This window comes from Virgibacillus sp. SK37, assembly GCF_000725285.1.
Taxonomy (GTDB): domain Bacteria; phylum Bacillota; class Bacilli; order Bacillales; family Amphibacillaceae; genus Virgibacillus_Q.
The window spans coordinates 1616017-1636118 of the sequence record NZ_CP007161.1 but is presented as its reverse complement, the minus strand read 5'-3'; the positions used below and the strand labels follow the sequence as shown (position 1 = coordinate 1636118).

At 36.8% G+C, this 20102-nt stretch carries 16 protein-coding genes and 1 pseudogene; 3 read left to right on the top strand and 14 right to left on the bottom strand.

Annotated features, from left to right (window positions below):
* Positions 1 to 25 precede the first annotated feature (25 nt).
* The 11 genes from trxA to zapA all read right to left on the bottom strand — a co-directional run bounded on the left by trxA (position 26) and on the right by zapA (position 11468).
* Entirely contained in the window at positions 26 to 340 is a 315-nt protein-coding gene (gene trxA, locus X953_RS08420; RefSeq protein ID WP_019376764.1) for a thioredoxin, read from the bottom strand.
* A 276-nt stretch (positions 341 to 616) separates the two neighbouring features.
* On the bottom strand, positions 617 to 1588 hold the full coding sequence (locus X953_RS08415; RefSeq protein ID WP_040955174.1) for an electron transfer flavoprotein subunit alpha/FixB family protein: 972 nt from the start codon (positions 1586 to 1588) through the stop codon (positions 617 to 619).
* Positions 1589 to 1618: 30 nt separating this feature from the next.
* A complete protein-coding gene (locus tag X953_RS08410) occupies positions 1619 to 2392 on the bottom strand; it encodes an electron transfer flavoprotein subunit beta/FixA family protein (RefSeq protein ID WP_040955173.1) in 774 nt (257 codons plus the stop codon).
* Positions 2393 to 2409: 17 nt separating this feature from the next.
* Positions 2410 to 3183, bottom strand: a complete 774-nt coding sequence (locus X953_RS08405; protein ID WP_040955172.1) for an enoyl-CoA hydratase — start codon at positions 3181 to 3183, stop codon at positions 2410 to 2412.
* Between the two features lie 55 nt (positions 3184 to 3238).
* Positions 3239 to 3823, bottom strand: a complete 585-nt coding sequence (locus X953_RS08400) for a TetR/AcrR family transcriptional regulator (protein WP_040955171.1) — start codon at positions 3821 to 3823, stop codon at positions 3239 to 3241.
* Positions 3824 to 3941: 118 nt separating this feature from the next.
* Positions 3942 to 5648 carry an AMP-binding protein gene (locus tag X953_RS08395; RefSeq protein ID WP_040955170.1) on the bottom strand — a complete coding sequence of 569 codons (1707 nt, stop codon included), beginning with the start codon at positions 5646 to 5648 and terminating at the stop codon, positions 3942 to 3944.
* Positions 5649 to 5833: 185 nt separating this feature from the next.
* Positions 5834 to 6244, bottom strand: a complete 411-nt coding sequence (locus X953_RS08390; protein WP_040955169.1) for a DUF350 domain-containing protein — start codon at positions 6242 to 6244, stop codon at positions 5834 to 5836.
* 33 nt (positions 6245 to 6277) lie between these two features.
* A complete protein-coding gene (locus tag X953_RS08385; protein WP_040955168.1) occupies positions 6278 to 8620 on the bottom strand; it encodes an endonuclease MutS2 in 2343 nt (780 codons plus the stop codon).
* A gap of 52 nt (positions 8621 to 8672) precedes the next feature.
* Entirely contained in the window at positions 8673 to 10391 is a 1719-nt protein-coding gene (gene polX / locus X953_RS08380) for a DNA polymerase/3'-5' exonuclease PolX (RefSeq protein WP_040955167.1), read from the bottom strand.
* 257 nt (positions 10392 to 10648) lie between these two features.
* Positions 10649 to 11203 carry a CvpA family protein gene (locus X953_RS08375; protein ID WP_040955166.1) on the bottom strand — a complete coding sequence of 185 codons (555 nt, stop codon included), beginning with the start codon at positions 11201 to 11203 and terminating at the stop codon, positions 10649 to 10651.
* Position 11204: 1 nt separating this feature from the next.
* On the bottom strand, positions 11205 to 11468 hold the full coding sequence (gene zapA, locus X953_RS08370; protein WP_040955165.1) for a cell division protein ZapA: 264 nt from the start codon (positions 11466 to 11468) through the stop codon (positions 11205 to 11207).
* A gap of 155 nt (positions 11469 to 11623) precedes the next feature.
* Between zapA and rnhC the strand changes: the two genes are divergently transcribed.
* On the top strand, positions 11624 to 12556 hold the full coding sequence (gene rnhC / locus X953_RS08365; RefSeq protein ID WP_040955164.1) for a ribonuclease HIII: 933 nt from the start codon (positions 11624 to 11626) through the stop codon (positions 12554 to 12556).
* 601 nt (positions 12557 to 13157) lie between these two features.
* Here rnhC and pheT read toward each other — a convergent pair.
* From pheT to X953_RS08350, 3 genes and pseudogenes are all read right to left on the bottom strand, one after another.
* A complete protein-coding gene (pheT, locus tag X953_RS08360; RefSeq protein ID WP_040955163.1) occupies positions 13158 to 15584 on the bottom strand; it encodes a phenylalanine--tRNA ligase subunit beta in 2427 nt (808 codons plus the stop codon).
* A gap of 14 nt (positions 15585 to 15598) precedes the next feature.
* Positions 15599 to 16634: pseudogene (pheS, locus tag X953_RS08355) on the bottom strand (phenylalanine--tRNA ligase subunit alpha).
* Between the two features lie 384 nt (positions 16635 to 17018).
* Entirely contained in the window at positions 17019 to 17756 is a 738-nt protein-coding gene (locus X953_RS08350; protein ID WP_040955162.1) for an RNA methyltransferase, read from the bottom strand.
* A gap of 105 nt (positions 17757 to 17861) precedes the next feature.
* Here X953_RS08350 and sspI point away from each other — a divergent pair, with 105 nt between their 5' ends.
* Both sspI and X953_RS08340 read left to right on the top strand, forming a co-directional pair.
* Positions 17862 to 18086 carry a small acid-soluble spore protein SspI gene (gene sspI, locus X953_RS08345; protein ID WP_040955161.1) on the top strand — a complete coding sequence of 75 codons (225 nt, stop codon included), beginning with the start codon at positions 17862 to 17864 and terminating at the stop codon, positions 18084 to 18086.
* 431 nt (positions 18087 to 18517) lie between these two features.
* Complete coding sequence (locus X953_RS08340; protein WP_040955160.1) at positions 18518 to 20092, top strand: DUF6583 family protein; 1575 nt, start codon at positions 18518 to 18520, stop codon at positions 20090 to 20092.
* The last annotated feature ends 10 nt before the right edge of the window (positions 20093 to 20102 follow it).

Here is a 20102-nt window from a genome sequence, read left to right as displayed (position 1 = left end):
AATTTATATTCTTATTATACATGAATTAAGCGTGTTTGTTAATAAGATCAACTAAAGCCTCTTTTGGTTGAAAACCAATTACCTGATCAACTACATTGCCGTCTTTGAATAGTAGAAGCGTTGGGATACTCATCACACCGTATTTACCAGCAGTTTCTTGATTTTCATCTACATCCAATTTGACAATCTGTACTTTTTCTTCCATTTCACCATCAATTTCTTCTAATACAGGTGCAATCATTTTACAAGGTCCACACCATGGAGCCCAAAAGTCAGCCAATACTAAACCCTTCGAAGTTTCTTCAGCAAAATTCTGGTCTGTTACATTAACTATTGCCATTTATATTCCTCCTTATTGCTCATTCTTGCTTGATCCATAATGAAAGTATAACATCGATATTATTTACTAGCTAATACTTTGCTTATACAAAATTTCAACATATAAAAACGACACATAATGACTATATTAAAGCTGGAGCCATTATAATGCAGTATTGTTTTATAGGCTTTCTAATGCTCTAATTTAGACTTGGAGGAATTTTACTTCCTTTTTAGCACTTCTTATAAATGGAATATGCTTCCCCCTTAAAAAGGAGAAGCATATTTATTAAAATCGTTATTTAATTTTCTTTATTTCTTCAATTAACACTGGGATAACTTCAAATAAGTCACCAACAATTCCGTAGTCCGCCACATTAAAAATATTCGCTTCTGGATCTTTATTGATAGCAACTATCACTTTAGAGTTTGACATACCGGCTAGATGCTGGATAGCGCCTGAAATACCTACAGCAATATATAGATCTGGAGTTACGACTTTTCCAGTTTGCCCGATTTGAAGGGAATAATCACAATACTCTGCATCACATGCCCCACGGGAAGCGCCTACAGCGCCACCAAGAACATCTGCCAGTTCTTGTAACGGTTTAAACCCTTCCTCACTCTTGACGCCGCGGCCACCAGCAACTATAACATTCGCTTCGGATAAGTCTACACCTTCAGAAGCTTTACGTATAACCTCTTTTACGATCGTACGAATATCTGTAATATCAACTTCCTTAGAAGTAACTTCGCCCGAACGTGTATCATCACGTTCAAGTGAAGGTATGTTGTTTGGTCGGATTGTTACGAAGGTTAGACCACTTGTTGTAATTTTTCTTTCAAATGCTTTTCCAGAATAAATAGGTCTAATAAACTCAATTTTCCCATTTCCTGTTTCAATATCAACCGCGTCGGAAATTAAGCCAGTTCCAAGTTTACTAGCAAGCTTAGGGGTAAGATCTTTTCCAATTGAGGTATGTCCCATAACAATTCCTGCAGGATTTTCCTCATTAATTACAGCCATTATCGCCTGGCCAAAGCCTTCAGATGTATACGTTTTCAAATTATCGTGTTTTATAGTGATAACTTTGTCAGCACCATGGTAAATCATTTCTTTTGCCTGCTCGGATAAATCCTCATTTCCACAAACTACGCCAACGATCTCCCCATCAGAGTTTATTTTTTTAGCCGCCGCAATAGCTTCAAATGTTACGTTACGTAAAGATCCGTCTCTTGTTTCACCAATAACTAAGTATTTTTCACTCACGTCGCTTTTCTCCTCTCTGTCTATATAATATTAAAGGACTTTTGCTTCATTTTTTAATAAGGATATTAACTCCTGTACTTGTTCTTCCATTTCACCTTCCAGCACCCTCCCTGCTTCTTTTTCTGGAGGTAAAAAGATATCTGTTGTTTTAGTTTTTGGTTCAAGTTCATCTTCATCTAAATCTAAATCATCAATTTCCAATTCTTCCAATGGTTTTTTCTTTGCCTTCATAATACCTGGCAAAGATGGATAACGCGGGTCATTCAGTCCCTGTTGACAGGTAACAAGAACAGGAAGACTTGTTTCTATAACTTCAACGTCTCCTTCGACGTCTTTTTCAATGTTTACTATTTCTCCATCAATTTTCAAACTTGTAATCGTAGTAACATAAGGGATACCTAATAGCTCTGCAACCCTAGGACCCACTTGGCCACTGGCCTCATCAATTGCCACATTCCCCGCAAGAATAAGGTCAGGTTCTTTATCTTCAAAAAATGCTTCAAGAATTTTAGCGGTGGTAAACTGGTCACCTTCTTCTAAGTCGTCTTCAGTATTAATCAAGACAGCTTTGTCAGCACCCATAGCTAATGCAGTACGTAGCTGTTTTTCTGAATCTTCATCACCAATGGTTACTACCGTGACTTCTCCCCCGTGTGCATCTCTTTGAACAATTGCTTCCTCAACAGCATACTCATCATAAGGGTTAATAATAAATTCTGCTCCATCATCTTCAATTTGTCCATTGGAAACAGAAATCTTTTCCTCTGTATCAAAGGTCTTTTTTAGTAATACAAAAATATTCATCTGTGATCCTCCTTTATTTATTTATCCTGGAAGTCTGGCTTACGTTTTTCAATAAATGCCTGAATGCCTTCTTTAGCATCCGCAGAGCCGAATATCTGACCAAATTCCTTTGCCTCTTCCTCGACCCCTAAATAAAACTGACCTGTCTTTGCATATGGGATTAGCTTCATAACACTATTAATTGTCAACTTGCTTTTATTCGCAATTTTTTCCGCTAGTTTAGTAGCTTCCGGGAATAGTTCTTCCTCAGACAGTGCCTTATTAGCCAATCCCAACCGAAATGCTTCCTCTCCACTAATCGGCTCTCCAGTAAGTACCATTTCATAAGCTTTTGAGGTTCCAACATAAAGAGGTAGTCGTTGCGTTCCTGCAAATCCTGGTATGATACCCAACGTTAGTTCAGGTAAACCTAGTTTAGCAGAATCACTAACAAGTCTTATGTGACAAGACATAGCCAATTCCAGTCCCCCACCAAGTGCAGCTCCGTGAATTGCTGCAATTACAGGGATATGATAGTGTTCAATACGATTAAACAGCTTCTGCCCTTTTTCAGCTAAAGATTGATAATCTGAAGCATGCTGGAGTGAAGTGAATTCCTTTATATCAGCTCCAGCGGAAAAGAACTTTCCCTCACCTTTTAATACCACAGCTTTAATAGCATTATCTTCCGCAATTTCATCCAACTTTTCAGAAAGATCACTTAATAATCTGGTAGACAATGCATTTGCTGGGGGACTTTGGATTGTTAGATATGCAACTTGATTGTTTGTCTCAAATGCTAATGTTCCCATAACAATACCTCCCTTTCAGTATAATCCAAATATAAGAAAATTGGAAACTCACTTTCTATAATACAGAAAGTCCTTTTGTTAATAAAGCATGAACATCATCTGCTTGGGCCACTAAGTCATATTTTCTTTCTTTCATCACCCAGTTGGTAACTGTTTCATCCAATGTACCAAAAATCATTTGCCTAACAAGTTGGATATTCAAATTATCCCGAAAAATATTTTCTTCTACACCTTCCTTAATAATGGAGTCAATAACTAATAAGTATGGTTTTAATACTTTATTAATTTTCCACCTTAGTTCAGGATCAGATTGCCGTAACTCCAATTGGGTTACAGTTGCTAAATGATGATTATCAGCAAGCTGACGAAAATGTAACATAATAAGCGTCAAAAGTTTATCGTTTGCAGTTTGTTTATCACTAATGCCTTTTTCTATTTCCTCTATAAACTGCCCCATTTTCTCTTCAAAAACAGAGACAAGGATATCCTCTTTATTCTTAAAATAAAGATAAATCGTCCCATCTGCTACCCCTGCTTTTTTGGCTATTTTTGATACCTGGGAAGCATGATAACCATTCTCCGCAATGACAACCACTGCTGCATCAATAATTTGTTTGTATTTCGGTTTGTTTTTTTTCATTGTATGCTCCTTAGAATAGACAAAGAATGAATGAATGATCATTCATTCTTATTCTAATGGTATTGCCGAAAGATGTCAATAATTAGCTTGTCTTTCTTTTTTGTAAAAAACGAACGGTTTACACCGTTTTTTTATCTTTACTCTCTTTATTATTTTTTTCTGTTTCTTCATCAATTAACTTTCTTCTTAGAATCTTACCAACTGCAGTTTTAGGCAGCTCGTCTCTGAATTCATATATTCGTGGTACCTTATATGCAGCCAAATGCTTTCTGCAATAGCTGTCTAAAGCTTCTTCCGTAGTTTCATAGCCGTTTTTCAATACGACATAAGCTTTGACGGTTTCCCCTCTGTATGGATCAGGTATTCCAGCTACAACAGCCTCCTGAATACCTTCATATTCGTACAGAACCTCTTCCACCTCTCTAGGATAAATATTGTATCCACCTGCAATAATCATATCTTTTTTTCGATCAACCACATAAAAATAACCTTCTTCATCCATATAACCTAAGTCCCCGGTAAAAAGCCATCCCTCTTTTAATATCTGGTCTGTCTCTTCTTGCTTATTCCAATATCCTTTCATAATTTGCGGGCCTTTTACAGCAATTTCGCCGACTTCAGCAATATCCGCCTCTTCGTCCGTTTCCATTCGAAATATTTTTGAATCGGTATCTGGCCAAGGCACCCCTATACTTCCATTCACCCGTTTATCCCAAACAAAGTTCGCATGAGTAACAGGCGACGTTTCTGTTAAACCATACCCTTCCACCAATTTACCATTCGTTACTCTTTCAAATTGGTCTTGAACTTCCACTGGTAAAGGGGCAGAACCACTTATGCAAGCTTTAATGGAAGAAAGGTCATATTTCCCTAAATTCTCGTGATTAAGCAATCCTACATAAATAGTAGGTGCTCCAGGAAATAGTGTTGGTTTTTGTTTATGAATTGTCTTTAGAACATCCTCTACTTTAAATTGAGGTAATAATACCATTTTGGCAGCAGTCATAATTGAATTATTCATGACAGTGGTCATACCGTACACATGAAAGAATGGTAAGACACCAAGAATAATTTCTTCACCATGTTTTGTATTATATAACCAAGCATCGCACATCTGAACATTGGCAACCAAGTTATAATGTGTGAGCATAACACCTTTTGGGTAACCTGTAGTTCCACCCGTGTATTGCAATAAAGCCAGGTCTTCTAATGGATCAACCTCTACAGGGCTAAAATCTTCATTCGAATGACTCATCATGTATGTCCATACATGGGTATCTTCACTTTGTTCTGCTTTTACAACCATATTATATTGCTTTCGTTGCACAAATGGATAGATGAGATTTTTAGGGAAAGGCAGATAGTCTTTTATCCCTGTAACAATGGTATGTCTTAATTCTGTATTTTTACTTACTTTTGTGACAAGTGGTAATAAAATGTCCAAGCAAACAATGAAGGTAGCTTCTGAATCTTTCAACTGATACTCAAGTTCCCTCTCTTTATATAGGGGGTTAGTCTGAATCACTATCCCTCCGGCCATTAATATGGCATAGTAACTTACTACTGCTTGCGGACAATTAGGTAGCATAATTGCTGCTTTATCACCTTTTTGAAAACCAAGTGATTGCATGTAGCTCGCCATCTTCTTCGCTTGCTTTTCAAGTTCCGCAAACGTCATCTCTTTCCCCATAAAATGAAGCGCTTTCTTATTCGGGTAACGAGCAGCATTCTCAAATAAGAATGCAAATAAAGGTTTTTCATCATACTTTATACTTGTAGGGATCTCAGGTGGATAATGCTTTTGCCATCTTTTCAACTGACTCATCTTTTTTCCTCCCTTACACTACTTTATACTCATTATACCGATTCTTTTCTATTTTTTGAACTTTAAAGTGAATTTAAAAAAATTTTTTATTATTTTATCAAGTATATGATGCCCACAATCACAAATATAACTGCAACAACACTTAATATTTTTGCTAATCTGTCTAATACCATTGTTTTCTCTCCTTATCCGATACTTGCGCCTATAACAAATGCCAATCCAACTGAAATAATCATTGATATAAACCCAACTGCAATATTCCCTTTACCTATTTCTTCATCTATCTTAATAGTAGGGGTTAGAAATTCAAACATAATATAGCCAAATAATAGAAGAAGAAATCCAACAACTCCCCACCCTATGCTCTGTAGCAAGGTGTCATTATGTTCAATCGAATACCGAAAAATAGTTGCGATGCCGAAAATTTTACCTCCGGTAGCCATCGCAACTGCAAAATTACCACTCTTGATTTCCACCCAATTTTTATATGAAGTAACCAGTTCAAATATAGAGAGAAAAACAACTGTACACAACACAACTACACTGTATCTTGCAGCTGTCTCCACAATTATATTCTCCCAAAAACTATCGCCCATAATCGGACACCCTTTCCCTGTCATACCTCTTTATTAATTTAATTCTATTACAGTAACTCCACTACCACCTTCTCCAGCAGCACCCGCTCTGGATGACTTGATGCGGGGATGATTCTTTACAAAATCTTGTACACCTTTTCGCAATGCACCTGTTCCCTTACCGTGAATAATGGATACCTTTGAATATCCTGCCAAAAATACGTCATCCATATATTTTTCAAGTTGAAGTAAAGCATCTTCAAACCGTTCTCCACGGAGATCGAGCTCAGGTTTCACATGATAATTGGATCCCTTAACAGTAGTCAGAGGTTTCTCGTACGTTTGCTTCTGTTTACCGATTAGTTGGAGATCCTTTCGGTTAGCTTTTACTTTCATGATTCCTACCTGAATTAGATATTCCTTATCATTAATCTTTTCAACAATAGTACCCTTCTGATTAATTGTGAGTAGTTTTATTTCATCTCCATTACGTAACTCTTTAGCCGTAGAAGGTGTCGGCGTTTGAATTTCCTGCTCCTTAGAAGATAGTTCAGGCTTTGCATCCTCAAGCATCTTTTTTGCTTCAATCCATTCATGTTCTTTTAACTCTGCACCTGTTTTCATTCTTCTAATTTCCTGGACAATCTCTTCTGCTTCTTCTCTAGCTCTAGTTAAAGCCTTTTCCGCCTTTTCTTCTGCCTTTTTAAATAAGTTTTCTCTTTTTTGCTCAAATTGTTTCCATTGCTTCTTTAATTCCTCATGAATTTTTTCACTTTCCATTAAGATCTCATGAGCTTTTTCATAATCATTTTCTGCTTCTATTTGTGATTTTTCCAAAGAAGCAATCATATTTTCCACACTTTCAGAATCTGTTCCGATATGTGATTTTGCATTTTCGATAATAGTAGTTCGTAGACCCAAACGCTTTGAAATCTCAAACGCATTACTTCTACCGGGTACTCCCAGTAATAATCGATATGTTGGTCGTAACGTGTTTACATCAAATTCAACCGAAGCATTTACTACCTGTTCACGGTTGTAGCCAAAAGCTTTTAATTCCGGATAATGTGTCGTTGCAATTACCCGGGCATTTCTGGAGATGACTTCATCCAATATAGACATTGCCAGAGCTGCACCTTCTTGAGGGTCGGTTCCTGCTCCAAGCTCATCAAACAAGACAAGCGATCTATCATCAACTTCTTCCATGATGTTCACAATATTTGTCATATGTGAAGAAAATGTACTTAAATTCTGCTCAATGGATTGCTCGTCACCAATATCTGCAAAGACCTGCTTAAACACAGATAATTCACAGCCATCCAAGGCAGGCACCTGCAGACCGGACTGGGCCATTAATGTACATAATCCGACCATTTTTAATGTCACCGTTTTACCTCCGGTGTTCGGACCAGTAATTACAATAGTTGTATAAGTATCACCGATTTCTACATCGTTTGCCACCACTTCATCGGCAGTAATTAATGGGTGACGTGCTTGTTTCATTTTAATGATTCCACGTTCATTCATCTTCGGCTTGGATGCCTTCATTCTATTTCCCAGTTTCGCTCTAGCGAACATAAAATCAATTTGGCCAAGCACCGCAATATTCTCAGTTAAAAATCCTTCTTGATTCGCGATTTGTTCACTTAACTCACGAAGAATTCGCTCTACCTCTTGCTTTTCTTGAATGGATGCTTCTTGAAGCTGATTATTTAAGTCAACGACAGCTCTGGGTTCCATAAACAACGTTTGGCCAGAAGCTGACTGATCATGAACTATTCCACCTATCGAACCACGATATTCCTGCTTGACCGGAAGAACATACCGATCATTTCGAATGGTAATTATTGAATCTGATAACATATTGCTTTTTGTCTTGGTAAAGCTGTCCAACTTATCTCTAACTCTGCTCTCAAGGGTTCGTATTGTAGATCGTATACTGCGTAACCGTTGAGAAGCACTATCCATCATGTGGCCATGGTCGTCAATACTGCTTTTTATATTCTTTTCCAGCTCTCTTAATGGAGTGATCCGCAGAACAAGGTCTTGTAGTATTGGAATATTCTCCTCCAATTTTTCAATAAAATCCTTTACCTGTCTGCCTCCATAAATCGTATTCGCTACATCCAAACATTCAACTGTAGATAATACCCCACCAATTACGGCTCTTTTTAAGGACTCATTAATATCACGAATACCACCTAATGGGACATGTAAGTTTAACCGTATAATTTGCATGGCTTCATCTGTTTCGTTTTGCAAATATACTACCTCTTTAAATTTTGTTGACGGCTTCAATTTACCAGCCATTTTCTTGCCCAAAGATGTTTCTGTCTGATTGATTAATTCATCTCTAATTTTTTTATATTCAAGTACACGAAGCACACGGTCATTCATACATTCTTACTCCTTTTAAAAAATACTCACATTCACTTATAACTAATCCCATCTATTTATTACGATTAAAGTAGTCAATTAGTTTCTCTTTTGGCCATGTGTTTAACACATTTTTTTTATTTGCCCAACCCTTTCTGGCTGTCCCAATCCCATATTTCATATGATCAAGCATTTGATAATTATGGGCATCTGTATTAACGGCAAGCTTAACTCCCATATCATTTGCCTTTCTTGCCCATTCTGCAGAAAGATCCAACCGATTTGGATTTGCATTTATTTCTAATGCAGTATCTGTTTCCTTTGCTCGCATAATTAATTTATCCATTTCGACTTCATAACCATTTCTTCTGCCAATTAACCTCCCAGTCGGATGTGCAATTAGCGACACATAGGGGTTTTCCAAAGCAGCATATAAACGATCCATTATTTTTTCCTTTGGTTGATTAAAATTTGAATGAATAGCCCCAATTACAAAGTCCATTTCATTTAAGAAGTCAGTGGAGAAATCCAACTTCCCATCTGGTAATATATCCATTTCCACACCTGCAAAGATATGAAAATCTTTATATTTCTGATTTAATTTATTTATCTTCTCTCTTTGTTCTCTTAACCTTTTCTCATTCAAGCCATTTGCAACTCGAAGATACTTTGAATGATCTGTAATCGCAATATAGGAATAGCCTATCTCTCGCGCCATATTGGCCATTTCTTCAAGGGACTGAGCACCGTCACTCCAGGTTGTATGCATATGAAGATCTCCCTTAATATCTTTCAATTCAAGAAGATCTACGTGCTCCTCGTATGCCTCAAGCTCTCCTGTGTTTTCTCTGACTTCAGGAGGGATGAAAGTAAGACCAAAGTGGTTAAAAAAGTCTGCTTCACTTTCAAAAGTGAGGAGTTCTTCTGTTTCTTCTACCTCCACCCCATATTCACTAATCTTTTCCCCTCGCTCTTTAGCGCGTTGTCTCATTGCGACATTGTGTTCTTTTGAACCAGTAAAATGGTGTAATGTGGAAGCAAATTCACTCTTAGAAACAAGGCGAAAATCTATATTGACATCATATACCTCATCAATTGTGACTGACACCTTGGTTTCACCCTTTGCAATAACATCCTTAATATTTTCCATTTTAAGGAGAGTGTCGCGCACAATTGCAGGCTCCTCTGTTGCAATTATGAAATCAAGATCTTTAACAGTCTCTCGCATTCTTCGTAAACTGCCTGCACGGGAGAAATCTTTCACCTCTTTAATTTGCTTCACATATTGCTCTATTTTTTCAGCGATCGGAAGCATAATAGCAATTGGCAGACGTTCCGGCCTTTTACCACTTTCCTCAATAGCCTCCAAAATCTTCTCTGCGGTCTTCTTCCCAAAACCGGATAAACTTTCTACTTGGCCGTTTTCACAAGCCTCTTGTAATGTTTGTTTGTCCGTTACCCCCAATTCTTGGTAAAGTTTGGCCAGCTTTTTACCTCCTAATCCGGGTAACTGAAGAAGTGGAACTAATCCTTCTGGTACTTCCTTCTCTAGTTCTTGTAGCGTTTTAGATTCTCCTTGTTCGATGAATTCTTCCATAACAGTACTGGTTCCTTTACCAATTCCATTTATTTTTGTGAAATCATCTATATCATTTAGCGATCTGTCGTCTCGTTCTAAGGCTTGAGCGGCTTTTCTATACGCTGAAATTTTAAATGGATTTTCTCCTTTTAATTCTAGATAAATCGCAATTTTTTCCAATAATTTTATAACATCTTTTTTATTTATCGTCATGCATGCACACCTGCTCTTATAATGATTTAAGTTATGGGGAAGCGAATATATTGATTACAAATTAATGGTACCATTATAGTTATGCCCAGCAGCTTTTCATTCGCCGTTACGGATAAAAGCTTTAGCAAAAAAGACTGATTCAATCTAGTTAACACTTATTGTACATGACACATAAGTGTTTCTCTAATACTTTGAACCAGTCTCCTATTAAAATGATAGCATCAGCAATGAAGGCGTCTTTCTATTTCACGTTATGACTATTCTTTCAACATATCTGCAATATGGGTAAACCATAATTCCTGAATCTGTCCAGACAAGTATGGTGTATGTTCAAGAATTAATAGTGCCATGTTTGACCTATTTATCCATGATTGTATACCCTCCATTGGTGTTAACGCCATGATATATAATATAATAAAGAGTAGTAAATAAATTTCTACAAATCCAAGTACTGCCCCCAATATCTTATTCACAGAGTTAAGGACTGGAAGAGATGCAATAAAGTCAAGCATAGAAGCAATAATTTGCAAGATAATCTTCACAGCAAAAAATATGATAGCGAAGGCTATTGCATTGTAAAAGCCGTTTTCCAAAGGTAGATTCTGAAGAAATTCGGCCCATTTACTTTCGTCTGGTAATTCAGGATATGGTATCCATAACGCTAGCTTTGGTCCTAACTGATCATAATAAAGAGCTGCAACTATGAAAGCCACCACAAAACTTATTAGATGAAATAATTGTAGAATTAATCCTCTCTTTAATCCAATTAAAAAACCAAAAATCAAAATCATAATGATAATAATATCAACCATTTTATTTATCCTCTTTCTTATTCAATGAGCCTAGTAATGTAGCATAATCTTCTTTAAGTTTCAGGTAATCGCTCATCGTATTAACAGCAGTCAAAACTGCCAATTTAGCTGTATCAAGATGTCGATTCGAATCTTGAATCTCATTCATTTTCTGATCAACGAGGCTGGCAACCAACCGTACATGACTTGGAGATTCTGAACCAATAATCGTATATGTTTTGTTATGTATTTCAACAGTTAGTCTAGATTTTTCATGTTCGGACATCTCTTATCCTCCTACCGAGAAAATTGTACATCTTATATTAACATGAACTAAACTATTTAGGAAACTGTGATCTATTCATAATGCCTTTGAAAGTCATTTCTTTCTTTCTTTAAATTTGCTATAGTCTATATTACCGAATGAATTGGAGTGATCTCATGGCTCAAGTAGTTACAACGATATCAAAAGACAAAATTATTGAAATGAAAAGCTTTTATTCAACATACTTAACATCCACACCACAAGGGGCTATTTTTCGGGCGAAAACACCATACGCGGTTATTACCGCCTATCATTCCGGAAAGGTTCTCTTTCAGGGGAGCAATCCGGAAACAGAAGCTGGGAGATGGCCGGAAAGTAAGGGGAAAGTGGGCCAGAATAAAAAAACAAAGAAGTCGACTAACAGTTATTCTCCACCGGAATCATTATTTACTAATAATCATATCGGTACGGATGAAGCAGGAACAGGCGATTATTTTGGACCCATCACAGTAGCTGGTGTCTTTATTAAAAAGGAACAAATCCATTTGCTGAAGTCTATGGGTGTAAAAGATTCAAAAAATCTGACTGACTCTGTAATTAGAAAACTTGCACGTGAAATGGTAAAACTCAACCTTCCTTATTCCTCTCTTGTGTTGCCTAATGAAAAATACAACCGGCTACAAGAGAAAGGTTGGACACAAGGTAAGATGAAAGCAATGCTTCACCATCATGTTATAAAGAATATTGCTAAGAATATTGATACAACTCAATTAGGCGGTATCCTAATTGATCAATTTTGCGAGCCACATGTCTTTAAAAGGCATATTGCGACTGAACAAGAATCCATTTTCGAAAAAACATACTTTATGACAAAGGCTGAAAGTTATTCCATAGCCGTAGCCGCAGCTTCTATTATAGCAAGAAGTCGTTTCTTAAGTGAGATGGATCTTTTATCTGATAAATTGGGCATTGTACTTCCTAAAGGAGCTTCTAAAAAAGTCGACCAGACGATAGCTAAAATAATATTAGAAAAAGGTGAATCTACCTTGGACAATTGTGCCAAGACACACTTTGCCAATACCACAAAGGCACAGGCATATATTAAATAAAAGGAAAAGGGTATAAAAAACAAATTCCTGAAAATTACCAGCACTAAAGCATCCTTGTACGTTTCAGCTGAGAATGGCCGTTTATAAATAAGAAATTGATAAAACATAATTTCTTATTCATCCTTATCTTTTAAAAAGCAGTTTTATTGCAAAAGTTAAGGAACTAACGTATTTTGTTAATTCATATTTGGGGAAACCGCGAACTAACTTGTGGTGGACGGAGTAATTCATTTTACAGAAGAAGCACCCATTGATTTGCGTTTCAGGCGGACGCTTTCCGCCGGCGCGGGAGGAGAGGCCTAGATGAGACCCCGGAACGCGTTATAGGGGTTGGAAGGCTAAGGTCGCGACGTCCTGTCGCAACGCCTTCATGACCAACTTCGTGTTGGCCCGAGGCTCATCAGCCGCCCGCGGAAAGCGGAATATTTCCCCGTAGCGGTGATTTACGTAGCCTCTATATCCTTAGTTACTTCGCAGTTTATCCATTTTGTGAATCATTGTATAACCTCAACATATTTATTAAAACCTAAAAAGCCGAACGAATTCGAAAACAACTAAAAAATTTCGAATCCTGTTCGGCTTTTGCTGCTATTAAAAGCTTTTATCCACGGATATTTGCATTAAATTTATTATTAACTGTCTCTACAATCTGGTTGAAAGATTTTTCAATTTCTTCATCTGTCAACGTTTTTTCCGGATCTTGATAAAGCAAGCTATATGCAACTGATTTCTTTCCTTCTTCTACATTGGCGCCATGGTATACATCAAATATATTAACACTCTTCACCAATGGAGCACCTATCTCTTCAATTGTTTCTTTTACTTTACCTGCATGGATATCTGCATCCAGAATGAAAGCAACATCTCTTGCGATAGAAGGATATTTTGGTATTTCTTTATAGGTAGGGATGGAGTTGAAAGCAGAAAATACTGTTTCCATATTCAAATCAAATACATACGTATCTTTCACTTCCCATTTCTTCTGTAATACTGGATGCAATTGCCCTATAAAACCGATCGCCTGATTATCCAATTTCATAATTGCACATCTACCTGGATGCAAATCATCCAGCCTGGCAGCTTCAAATACAATAGGAAGTTTTAAATAATTAAAGAGCCCCTCCATAATACCTTTGACCACATAGAAATCAACTTCTTTCTTTTCCTGCTGCCATGGATGCTCCATCCATTTTCCAGTAATTGCTCCAGATAGTCTTAATCTTTCATCAGGTTGCTTTGTAAGCGATTCTTCATCAGATATAAATATTTTACCAAGCTCATAGTAAGCCAGATCATTTTGATTTCTAGCCTGGTTATATGCAAGTATACTTACGAGTTCAGGCAATAGACTTAGCCGTAAATATTTATGATCCTCACTCATCGGCATTGCGAGTTGGACAGCATGTACGCTCTCTTCCTTTATTTCCGGGCTGATTAATTTATTTACAAAGTTTTCATTTGTTAAAGAATACGAGATAGTTTCCAGCAAGCCTGCACCTTGCAAGAAATTATTAATATTTCTTTTTAACTGTTGCCTATCTGTTAAACCGCCTGCTTGTGAAGCTCCTGAAGGTAAAGTGTATGGAAGATGGTCATAACCATAAATCCTTGCCACTTCTTCTAGCATATCTTCAAATATTGTAATATCCTGACGACGAGTCGGTGCATTTACTGTAAAGGTGTCACCTTCATTGTCAAAATCAAAGCGAAGCTTATTTAAAATATTTACGATTTCACTTGTAGTAATTTCTGTTCCTAAACGTTTGTTAATTTCTGTAGTGTTCATAGTTATTACTTTTTCTGTACAATCTAATTCATCATACTCCACTACATTTCGAAGAACCTTACCGTTTGCATACTTTTGGAATAATTGACAAGCCCTCATCCCAGCTGCCTTCACACGATTAGGATCTATTCCCTTCTCAAATCTGGTGCTTGACTCACTGCGCAGTCCAGTATATTTGACAGTTGTTCTTACCGCAGATGGTGCAAAGTAAGCAGCTTCTAATAAAACAGTAGTAGTTTGCTCGGTTACCTCTGTGTTATGACCACCCATTACACCAGCCAATGCTACTGGTTCTTTGCCGTTCGTTATTACCAGATGCTCTTCTGTTAAAGTTCTTTCCTGCTCATCTAATGTTACAATTGTTTCCCCATTATTTGCTCTACGGACAACAATTTCATTTGAATGTAATCTATCATAGTCAAATGCGTGCAGTGGCTGCCCATACTCCAACAAAACATAATTTGTAATATCAACAACGTTATTTATTGGTCGGATTCCTGCTGCAATTAAATAGTTACTCATCCATAATGGAGATGGTTTTATCTCTACATCTTTAATAATAAATGCCCCGTAATATGGATTTAAATCTTTCGCATCCACAGATACAGAGATGTAATCAGAAGCTTCCTCTTCTAGTGTTTCATACGCTTCATCTGGCAATTGAATATTCTGGCCCAAAATTGCGGCCACTTCATAAGCTACTCCCAACATGGATAAACAATCTGCTCGATTAGGTGTTAAATCAAATTCGAGTACAGCATCATTTAAATTTAATAATGGTTCTACACTTTCACCAACATTTACATCCTCTGGGAAAACGAAAATTCCATCGGCTGCATCCTTAGGAACATACTTCTCTTCTATTCCCAATTCTTGAAGTGAGCATATCATCCCATTTGATTCAATCCCACGAAGCTTTACTTTCTTTATTTTAAAATCACCTGGTAAAAGAGCTCCTGGTTTAGCAACAGCTACTTTTTGTCCTTGTGCTACATTGGGAGCTCCGCAGATAATTTGTAAGGTTTCTTCCCCAACATTCACCTGGCATAAATTTAATTTATCAGCATTCGGATGCTGTTCACATGATTCTACGTAGCCTACAACTACATTTTCACTTTTTTCCGCTACATATTCAATACTATCTACTTCAATACCTGATTTAGTTATTTTTTCAGCTAATACTTCTGGCTGAATAGAACCAATATCAACATAGTTTTTTAGCCAATTTAATGATACTAACATTTTTAAGCCCCTCTCTAAGCATTATGATACTGTTTTAAAAAACGAATGTCGTTTGTGTAGAACTGTCTAATATCATTTACTCCATACTTAAGCATGGCAATTCTCTCCGGCCCCATACCGAAAGCAAAGCCTGTATACTCCTCTGGGTTATAGCCAGCCATTGATAAAACATTTGGATGTACCATACCGGCACCTAATATTTCAATCCAACCAGTGCCTTTACATACCGAACAACCTTCCCCACCACAAACCTTACAGGAAATATCCATTTCTACGGAAGGTTCTGTAAATGGGAAGAAGCTTGGTCGAAGTCGTATTTCTCGATCTGCCCCAAACATTTTTTTTGGCAAACACATCTAATATTCCTTTTAAGTCACTCATCGTTACATTTTTATCAACATAAAGTCCTTCAATTTGAGTGAACTGATGGGAATGTGTCGCGTCATCTGTATCACGGCGATATACCTTACCAGGGCAAATCATTTTCACAGGCTTTTGACCATCAAACTCTCGCATCGTTCTTGCCTGTACAGGAGAGGTATGTGTTCTCATCAGCAGTTCATTAGTTAGGTAAAAAGTATCCTGCATATCACGAGCGGGGTGACCTTTCGGGAGATTAAGTGCCTCAAAGTTATAATAGTCTGTTTCCACTTCTGGACCCTCTCTTACTTCAAATCCCATGCCGATAAAAAGATCTTCAATTTCTTCCACAATTTTAGTTAATAGATGAGGACCTCCAACATTTATCGGACGCCCTGGCAGCGTTACATCAATTGCTTCCTTTTCCAACTGCTTTTCTAAGGCTACCAATTCCAGTTTTTCACTTTTTGCGTTGAGCGCTTCTGTAATTGCTTCTCTTACTTTGTTTGCCATTTCGCCAATAACAGGTCTTTCTTCCTTTGACAGTTTCCCCATACCTCTTAATACCGTGGTTAGTGATCCCTTTTTCCCCAAATAAGCTACTTTAATTTCTTGAAGTTCTTTCGTGTCTGCTGCTTGACCAATTTTTTCAAGAGCGTCTGATTGAATTGTTTCCAACTGTTCTCTCATAGCAAAATACCTCCTTAATTATAGGTTAAACTGTGTCTAAAGCTAAATCGAACCATATAAAAAAGCCTCTATCCCCAAAAAAGGGACGAGACTTTGCTTCGCGGTACCACCCTAATTGGCCCATGATTTCCCATGTGCCCATCTCTTGACATGATAACGGATGTTAAGTCCGAAACACCTTTACTTGCTGAACAAGGTCCAAGTCTTAGCTCCAGAGTGAAATGACAACAGTCTTACGGTAGAAATGCTTACAGTCCAGGGCATTTCTTCCCTTGTCCGTAATCAGCCTGTAGTCTGTCTCCTTCAATGCTTTGATATTATTTCAATTTTATTTATTAATTAGATCTTTAGTTATTATAATTATATTTATTAAATAATGCAAATCTAACTCTTGGTATAATACATTAATATTCCTGCAGCAATACTTACATTGAGTGATTCTGCCTTTCCGTAGATCGGTATAGTAACAATAGAATCTGCCAATTGAAGAAGAGGCTCCTTTACGCCAGCACCCTCGTTTCCGACGATTAAAGCTACTTTCTCTTCCACATTTACTTCGTTATAATTCTTCGCATTCTTTAGAGCAGTTGCCCAAACTTGAAAACCTTTATTCTTAAGGTCTGCTACCTTTTCTTCTAAATCTCCCTTAATTACAAGAATATGAAAGATAGATCCCTGTGTAGCACGGATCACTTTATCATTAAACATATCCACTGTATCATTACCTAAAATAATACCATCATAACCCGCTGCGTCGGCAGTACGAATCATCGTTCCTAAATTGCCAGGATCTTGTATCGAATCAATTAAAAGCATATAGTTACCTTTAACCTCTTCTATCTCGTTCATATTCACAACTGCAGCAATCCCCTGAGGTGTTTTCATTTGTGAAAAATGTTGGAAGACATTTGAGCTAACTTCAAACAGCTTGTATTGATGACACCATTCAGGAATATCTGTGCCTTCTTGAATTATTACCTCATCAATTTCCCAATTACTCCTCCTTGCCTCATCAACTAAATGAAATCCTTCTACCAAAAATTTTCGGCTGACTTCTCGCTCCCTTCTCTTCTGAAGTTTTCGCAATGCTTTTATCTTTTCATTTTTAACTGATGTAATCATTTTAGGCCTTCCTTATTGTTTATTTATTTACTACATCATACATATTTCAGCAGAGTTAGGTCAAACTATCTTTAGTTTACTTTTACTGAAAAGGAGTGAAATGCAATGAACTTAAACCTTAGAAAAGCTATTCTATCCAATATTGCAACAAATGATCAGGACCAACTTGAAGCAACGATTGTGGATGCCATTCAAGCAGGTGAAGAGAAAATGCTACCAGGTCTTGGCGTACTATTTGAATTAATCTGGCAACAATCAGATGAACAGGAAAAACAGGAAATGATTGATGCTTTGGAACAAGGTGTCAAACAAGCTACAAATACCCAATAACTTAAAAAGATGCTATGACAAATTAATTTAGTTAATGAAAATCCGAACCGATTCATATAATATGGAATCATAGTTCGGATTTTTTTATTTTTTATTTTTTTCAAAAACCTTATAGCCTTAAATATTCTTTGTGCCTTCCCCACTTTTTTAAAAAATAATTCTTTTTACCCAATAAGTTTATAATTACATATTTTCCGTTTTAAAAAGGGATGAAATAATAACTTTTTCATTAAAGTGTAGGCATTTATAACTAATCAAATATCTTCACTTCAAGATAACTAACACCTTTCATACATTAAGATACAAAAGTTTTTTAGAACAATTTGACTATATATTTAGTAAGTGATATAAAAAATGAAGATACTTTATTATTACTTGTCTATCTTCATCATAGACATAATAATGAGCTACATAAAGAGAGGAGAAATGGCATGACAGAGTCAACAAACGATGGGGTAAGAAAGAAAGGGGTCTCAAAAGGGCTTGTCGCAATTATTGTAGCGCTCGTCTTAGTTATTGGCGGGAGTGTAGCTGCTTTTGTGCTGCTTAACCTTTCTGATAAAGAAAAGTATTTTCTAGCAGAGAAGAATACGCTCGATTTCTTAGTGGAGGAAGTAGAAGACCGATACCAACCAGAGTTAGAGTGGGTAGAGCAGACAGAAGAAAATCCAACCAGATCAACAATGGAATTATCAGCAGAATATAATGACCCTGCAGCTGGAGGATCAGGAACATTTGACCCTTCCCAATTCATTAATAATTCCACCGTCACGCTTACGAGTGAAGCAGACATGGAAGCAAAGAAAATGAATGCTAAGTTAAAAGCAGACATTGGCGGGGTAGAAATTGATAACTTCAATGTTTACATAACTGCTGAAAAGCTATTGGTTGGGCTGCCGTTTATAGAGGAGTTATTACAAATCAAAGATGAGAATTTGGGCTCCCTTCTACATGAAATGGATCCAGTAACCTTTACAGGAGAAGAATCTCTTAACCTGGATTATCTATTTGATAGCGGGAAAAATGCAGAAGACTTGGAATACCTCAAAGAAGAATATGGCAAAATGATTTATGAAGAAATTCCAGAGGATGCTTTTAAAACTACTGAAGAAACGGTTAAAGTTCAAGATGAGTCCCTTGAGAGCGAAAAAATTAAATTTCATTTATCAGAGGATCAATTAAAAACAATTATTACAAAAGTATTAGATAAAATGAAAGACGATGAAAAATTAAAGGAAATAATTGAAGAGCAAATGGCCCTTCAGCAAATAGGTACACCAGCTAGTCAAGATATCAATCAAACAATGAAAGACTTTGAAACTGGTATTAAAGATGCGAAAGAATCACTAAAAGATTTTCAAATACCAGATGGATTAACGTCGATTATTTGGGTTAATGATGACAAAGTTGTACAGCGGGACTTCAAACTAGAAATGGGTCCATCAAAAGAAGAACTTGTCGCTTTTACAGTTAAAGGCTCTCAGTTACTAAAATCAGAAACACAATCATTTAATTATGATCTAGGTTTCTCCGATAACTATAGTGAAGGAAATATGAAACTTTCTGGTGAATTATCATGGAAGGATCAAAAAGCAAAAGACTCTATTAATCTATCCGTTGAAGACATGGCAATTACCTATGATGGCTCAGAAACATTAAAAGATGGGAAGCGGGAGTTTACACGCACATTCTCCTATGAAGATGCATCTGGAGCTGGCGGCAGCCTAATCTGGGACGGAGAAGCTAATTACGAAAAAGACCAAATGAAAGCAGTACATGATTTTTCTCTTGAAAGTCCAGGACTGAGTCAAGATATGTTCGGTCTTCACATCAATACAGAAGGAAAAACCATTGAAAAAGTGGAAATACCATCAGAGGAAGATGTCAAAGATTTAGGTAGCATGAGTGCTGATGAAATTATGAATTATATGGAAACAGATGTCACACCAAAATTTCAGCAGTGGATTTTTGGTATTTTAGCAGGTAGTGGTAATTTAGGATTTTAATAGTTTCAGT

What these genes read in the sequence shown, in the direction of transcription:
- trxA (WP_019376764.1), bottom strand. Translation starts at nt 340, where the DNA reads ATGGCAATAGTTAATGTAACAGACCAGAATTTTGCTGAAGAAACTTCG.
- X953_RS08410 (WP_040955173.1), bottom strand. Translation starts at nt 2,392, where the DNA reads ATGAATATTTTTGTATTACTAAAAAAGACCTTTGATACAGAGGAAAAG.
- X953_RS08405 (WP_040955172.1), bottom strand. Translation starts at nt 3,183, where the DNA reads ATGGGAACATTAGCATTTGAGACAAACAATCAAGTTGCATATCTAACA.
- X953_RS08400 (WP_040955171.1), bottom strand. Translation starts at nt 3,823, where the DNA reads ATGAAAAAAAACAAACCGAAATACAAACAAATTATTGATGCAGCAGTG.
- X953_RS08395 (WP_040955170.1), bottom strand. Translation starts at nt 5,648, where the DNA reads ATGAGTCAGTTGAAAAGATGGCAAAAGCATTATCCACCTGAGATCCCT.
- X953_RS08390 (WP_040955169.1), bottom strand. Translation starts at nt 6,244, where the DNA reads ATGGGCGATAGTTTTTGGGAGAATATAATTGTGGAGACAGCTGCAAGA.
- X953_RS08385 (WP_040955168.1), bottom strand. Translation starts at nt 8,620, where the DNA reads ATGAATGACCGTGTGCTTCGTGTACTTGAATATAAAAAAATTAGAGAT.
- polX (WP_040955167.1), bottom strand. Translation starts at nt 10,391, where the DNA reads ATGACGATAAATAAAAAAGATGTTATAAAATTATTGGAAAAAATTGCG.
- X953_RS08375 (WP_040955166.1), bottom strand. Translation starts at nt 11,203, where the DNA reads ATGGTTGATATTATTATCATTATGATTTTGATTTTTGGTTTTTTAATT.
- zapA (WP_040955165.1), bottom strand. Translation starts at nt 11,468, where the DNA reads ATGTCCGAACATGAAAAATCTAGACTAACTGTTGAAATACATAACAAA.
- rnhC (WP_040955164.1), top strand. Translation starts at nt 11,624, where the DNA reads ATGGCTCAAGTAGTTACAACGATATCAAAAGACAAAATTATTGAAATG.
- pheT (WP_040955163.1), bottom strand. Translation starts at nt 15,584, where the DNA reads ATGTTAGTATCATTAAATTGGCTAAAAAACTATGTTGATATTGGTTCT.
- X953_RS08350 (WP_040955162.1), bottom strand. Translation starts at nt 17,756, where the DNA reads ATGATTACATCAGTTAAAAATGAAAAGATAAAAGCATTGCGAAAACTT.
- sspI (WP_040955161.1), top strand. Translation starts at nt 17,862, where the DNA reads ATGAACTTAAACCTTAGAAAAGCTATTCTATCCAATATTGCAACAAAT.
- X953_RS08340 (WP_040955160.1), top strand. Translation starts at nt 18,518, where the DNA reads ATGACAGAGTCAACAAACGATGGGGTAAGAAAGAAAGGGGTCTCAAAA.